The following is a 4,269-nucleotide window of genomic DNA, read 5'->3' as shown; positions in this document are numbered from 1 at the left end:
CTGGCACCCCCCGCCGCCGCCAACGGCGCCGCGCGCAACATCAACACGATCGCAAAGCTCGCGGAGCTTGCCGCGGGCGACGACGAGTGAGCCGAGCTCGCAGCCCGACCGTCCGTCATCCTTCGAGGCTCGCTCCGCTCGCCCCTCAGGATGACGGGTCAAATGGTTCGACTCGCGGATGGGTACTGCGTTGCTAGGTCTCCCGCACGGCAAATCCGGCCGCGCCGAGCTTAGTCAGCACCTCCTCCAGATGCGCACGGTCGCGGGTCTCGATCACGAGCTCCAGCAACGTCGCCTTCGCCGGCAGATCGGAGAAGGTACGCTGATGCGAGACCTCGATGATGTTGGCGCCGGCATCGGCAAGCAGGATCGACACCGCCGCGAGTTGGCCGGGCCGGTCGACGATGTCGAGCGCCAGCTGCGTCAGCCGTCCTTCGCGCGCGAGCTCTCGGGTCAGGACCGAGGCAATGAGCCTGGTGTCGATGTTGCCGCCGGTCAGCACGAGCCCGACATTGCGGCCGGCGAAGCGCTCGGGCGCTGCAAGCACCGCCGCAAGGCCGGCGGCGCCGGCACCCTCGACCACCGTCTTCTCGATCGAGATCAACGTCGCGACCGCGCGCTCGATCTGGTCCTCGCTGACCAGCAGGATATCGTCGACGAGGTCGCGAACGATCCTGGTGGTGATCTGCCCGGGCGCCTTGACTGCGATACCCTCGGCGAGCGTATCGCCGCGCATCGGCAGCTGCTGGCCTTTGACGGCATTGTACATCGACGGATAGAGCTGGGCCTGCACGCCGATAATTTGCACCGATGGCTTGATTGCCTTCGCCGCCGTGGCGATACCCGAGATCAGCCCCCCGCCGCCGATCGGCACCACCAGGATATCGAGCTCCGGCACCGCCTCGAGCATTTCGAGCCCGATCGTGCCCTGCCCGGCAACGATCAGCGGATCGTCATAGGGATGGACCAGGATCAGGCCCTTCTGCGCGGCATGTGAGCCAACGAACGCGAAGCATTCCTCCAGCGTCTGCCCGGTGATGATGACCTCGGCGCCGTGCCGCCTGGTATTCTCGATCTTCACCATCGGGGTGCCGATCGGCATCACGATGGTGGCGGGAATGCCGAGCCGCTTGGCATGATAGGCCACGCCTTGGGCGTGGTTGCCGGCCGACATCGCGATCACCCCGCGCTTGCGCTCGTCGGGGGACAGGGCTTGCAGCCGATTCAGCGCACCGCGCTCCTTGAAGGTCGAGGTGAATTGCAGGTTCTCGAATTTGAGGAACAGGCGGCAGCCGCAGATCTCGCCCAGCGTGCGGCTCTCGTTGCACGCCGTGACCATGACCGCGTCCCTGATCACGTCGGCGGCACGGCGCACGTCGGCAAGGGTCACGGCGGGTATATTGGAAGGCTGCGGCATCGGTATCGCTCAGGTCCGTTTCGTCAGACGGACCCTAGCGGGTTTCGGCGCCGAAAACGACCGTGCTATCGCGCGCACGCCACCACTTGCGCCGGCTTGGCGGGCACCGCCGGCTGGATCTCATCGCATTTGAGGCATACCAGTGCGGTGCGGAAATGCTTGTCGAGCACGATGGCTCGCGTCCTGCCGCACTGGCAGCGCATCGGCTTATCCATGGAAGATCGGCCCCGGTTCGAGATGCAAGGAAAGCATGCGCTTAGCTAGCCCGGTCCGGTTAACCCAGTATGACTTGAAGCCGGAAATTTAGAAGAACCCCGCGCTGAGATCGAGGCCGTAGCTTGCCCTGAGCACCGCGACGAACAGGGCCGCGGACGCGAACAGCAGAACATGCCGGGCGATGCTGCTCCGAAGCGAATTGGCCGGAAACACCCGTGCAATCGATTGAGCCAAAGCAGTCATTTGCGACCTCCAGAGCGACGTCCCGAAGGTAGGTCGCGCGCAACGCCGCGAGGTTCAACGCGGCTCGCGGAACGGCCGGCGGCGCACTGATGCGCTCAGCTCGGGGTCACGTTGCGCCCGCGCCCGATTCCTGAAGCGATGACCGACCACGATCAGCGTGCCCTCTGTGCGAAGCACAGTCGCGACCGACGGCGCGGGCGGCAGATTGTCTTGCGTGATGGCCTCCAGTGCGCGCAGGAGCTCGCGGCCCGCCGATGTGATCTCCCAGCCGTCGACGTCACGCAGCACATAGCCATTGCTAAAGATGTCGAGTTCGGGAACCCGCGACGCCAGGCGCTTGACCCGGACATGCCAATCGTCGCCGCTCGACGAGAGGATAGCGAGGTCGTGCTTGAGGGAATCGAGTGTGGCTCTGCCGCTGACGTGACTGGCCAATATTTTTAAAATCGCAACCTGTATGCTCAACTCGACGCCTCGACCGCCACGGTTCTTTTTGTTCTGCGCAGCCGATCCGGAAATTATCGCGCTGATGACTCCGACGTCCAGTCATCAGCGCCAGTTATCCAGAACCCGGCGTGACGGTATGAACTTACGCCGCGCGCGACTGACCGACGCGGCGCTCTGGCCTTAACGACGACATCGATTCCTCTTCCATATCCTGCGGGGCGCCCCAAAATTCCTGCACCGTCGGCCCATGCTTCAGCCGCTTGTCGCGCAGGAAGCCGAGAATCTCGTGCGGCCAGACCCGGCGTCCCATCTGCGTGTACCAGCGCATCGCATGACGAAGCCCGGCATCACGATGAAACAGCACGCGCAGTAATGCCTTCGGGCGGCATTGCAGCACCATCTCGGTGAACTTGAACCAGAGCAGCACCCGCCACGGCGCCATGTGCCGTGTCGCGAGCACCTGATGTTTGTAGTCCCAGCGGCGGCGATCGACTTGAATGACACGCCGTCCTGCCGCGAGGCGGAAATACGGCGTCCAGCGATGCGGCGTGACGTAGAGCATCTGGATCTGGTCGGGATCGTAGGACAGCAGCTGCCGCAAACCGCGCCAATGATCGCGGTCGGTCTCCTCCTCGAAGCCGACCACCCAGGTCGCCATCGACAGGATGCCGTGCCGGCGCATCAAGCGGATGGCCTCGCGGTCGGTCGTGGTGGTCGCACCCTTGCGGATCAGCTCCAGCGTCTTCTCGTCGGTGTTCTCCATGCCGAGCAGGAAGCGCTGCCAGCCCGCCTTCTTGTAGAGATGCAGGATGTCGGCATCGCGCACGATGTCGTCGGCGCGGGTCGAGCCGACCAGGATCAGATCGACATTCTCTGCGATCAGGGCCTCGAGGAAGGTCCGCCAGGCCTTCTTCGAGACAGTCGGATTCTCGTCGGCGAAATTGATCACCTTGACGCCGTGATCGCGATGGAGCCGCGCCAGCTCCTTGGCAAAACGCACGGGATCGCGGTGCCGCCATCGCGTCCAGAAGCCGCGCTGGCCGCAATAGTTGCAGAGATGCGGACAGCCGCGCGAGAACTGCACCACGACGGCGCGCAGGCCTCCCCAATAGCTGTAGCGCGCGTGATCGATCAACTCCCAGCCGACGCGATAGGCATCGAGATCGCGGATCACCGGCGCAGGCCGGGTGACGCGCGGCCCGTTCTCGTCGCGAAATGCGATGCCGTCGATGCCGGCGAGATCGCCGCCATATTCCAGCGCCCGCATCAGGCGACGCGCAGTCTCCTCGCCCTCGCCGCGCACGATCGCGGTGACGTAGGGCTCCTCGCGCAGAACTTCACGCCAGTGATAGGTCGGGAACACGCCGCCATAGACGATCAACGCCCGGGGCAAGGCCTTCACGATCGCTTGTGCCACTTCAGCAATGACAGGGTGGCCCGAGGTCGAACCGGAATGGCCGAACAACACCGCGTCCGGCGAAAATCGCGACGCCTCCGCCAGGACGGCGGCAAGCGGCATCGGCCCGAACTCGGCATCGAGGAGACGAACCTGATGGCCGTCGTCGATCAGGGGACCGCCGATCGACAGCAGCCCGAGCGGCGGCAAATGGTCGTCGGGAATCCGGCTGCCGATCGCTGGATGCGGCACGTTGATGAGAAGTATGCGCATGGATGATCGCTCCCGCTTTCATTGGCGTGATCGTTCGTCCCCGCATCCTGTGAGAGAGAGCCCAACCCCCCGGCCGGGCTTTTCGAGCAACTAGCGCAAGCCCTCTATTTGGGCATGATCTTTTCGGAAAACCGCTTCACACTTTTCCGCATCATGCTCTAGGTGGTGTGGACACTAGCGCATCCATAGAACAATGGCAGCGAGAGTGACGACGGCCCGGTAATTCCGGGCCGTTTTTTCGAAGCGGGTTGCGACACGTCGGAACTGCTTGAGCTTT

The 4,269-nt window shown here is 64.2% G+C and carries 4 protein-coding genes and 1 pseudogene; all 5 read right to left on the bottom strand.

The genetic code is table 11. The features are described from left to right. Positions 1-193: 193 nt before the first annotated feature. Entirely contained in the window at positions 194-1,417 is a 1,224-nt protein-coding gene (locus tag FNJ47_RS44785) for a threonine ammonia-lyase (RefSeq protein WP_163163006.1), read from the bottom strand. Positions 1,418-1,720: 303 nt separating this feature from the next. Further along, entirely contained in the window at positions 1,721-1,876 is a 156-nt protein-coding gene (locus FNJ47_RS44780) for a response regulator (protein WP_163163005.1), read from the bottom strand. 54 nt (positions 1,877-1,930) lie between these two features. Beyond that, positions 1,931-2,341 (bottom strand): aminoacyl-tRNA deacylase, encoded by a 411-nt coding sequence (locus FNJ47_RS44775; RefSeq protein WP_236000548.1) that lies wholly within the window; start codon positions 2,339-2,341, stop codon positions 1,931-1,933. A gap of 124 nt (positions 2,342-2,465) precedes the next feature. After that, positions 2,466-3,992 (bottom strand): magnesium-protoporphyrin IX monomethyl ester anaerobic oxidative cyclase, encoded by a 1,527-nt coding sequence (gene bchE, locus FNJ47_RS44770; protein ID WP_163163003.1) that lies wholly within the window; start codon positions 3,990-3,992, stop codon positions 2,466-2,468. Positions 3,993-4,166: 174 nt separating this feature from the next. After that, a pseudogene (locus FNJ47_RS44765) lies at positions 4,167-4,269 on the bottom strand (IS5/IS1182 family transposase); the annotation flags it as partial.

It is taken from the genome of Bradyrhizobium uaiense, from assembly GCF_010811875.1.
Classification (GTDB): domain Bacteria; phylum Pseudomonadota; class Alphaproteobacteria; order Rhizobiales; family Xanthobacteraceae; genus Bradyrhizobium; species Bradyrhizobium uaiense.
This window is presented reverse-complemented; position numbering and strand designations above follow the sequence as displayed.

Coding starts and splice junctions, on each gene's coding strand:
- FNJ47_RS44785 (WP_163163006.1), bottom strand. CDS start 1,417: ATGCCGCAGCCTTCCAATATACCCGCCGTGACCCTTGCCGACGTGCGC.
- FNJ47_RS44780 (WP_163163005.1), bottom strand. CDS start 1,876: ATGACTGCTTTGGCTCAATCGATTGCACGGGTGTTTCCGGCCAATTCG.
- bchE (WP_163163003.1), bottom strand. CDS start 3,992: ATGCGCATACTTCTCATCAACGTGCCGCATCCAGCGATCGGCAGCCGG.